This is a genomic window from Streptomyces milbemycinicus, from assembly GCF_002154605.1.
GTDB lineage: Bacteria > Actinomycetota > Actinomycetes > Streptomycetales > Streptomycetaceae > Streptomyces > Streptomyces milbemycinicus.
Map to the genome: position 1 here is coordinate 252 of NZ_MUNE01001292.1, position 365 is coordinate 616.

Genomic DNA, 365 nt, shown 5'->3' on the forward strand with positions numbered 1-365 from the left:
GAGCCCGGCGGCGGCCAGCAGGAACACCCCGCTGCACACCGAGGTGATCCGCCGGGCGCCGGCCGCGGCCGCCGCGATCCAGCCGATCAGCTCCGGATCGTGGCGGGCCCGGTCCACCCCTTGGCCGCCCGCCACCACCAGGGTGTCGATCCCGCCGGGGTCGAGATCGGCCACCCCGTGCGCGGCGTGCACCGGCAGCCCGCTGGACGACCGTACGGGGCCCGGGCGGGGAGCCACGATCCGGCAGGAGTGGCCGCCCGCGAGCCGGTCCGCGTGCTGGAACACCTCGAGCGGACCGGCCAGGTCGAGCGACTGGAACCCCTCGTAGATCACGAAGACGACATGTCGGGTCACCCCTCCAGCCT

1 protein-coding gene is annotated in these 365 nt (G+C 75.3%); it reads right to left on the reverse strand.

The genetic code is table 11. The annotated features are described in order from the left end of the window. Positions 1-354, reverse strand: a 354-nt coding sequence (locus CCN51_RS59080; protein WP_245881919.1) for a DJ-1/PfpI family protein, incomplete at its 3' end; no start/stop codon positions are given. Between the last annotated feature and the right edge of the window lie 11 nt (positions 355-365).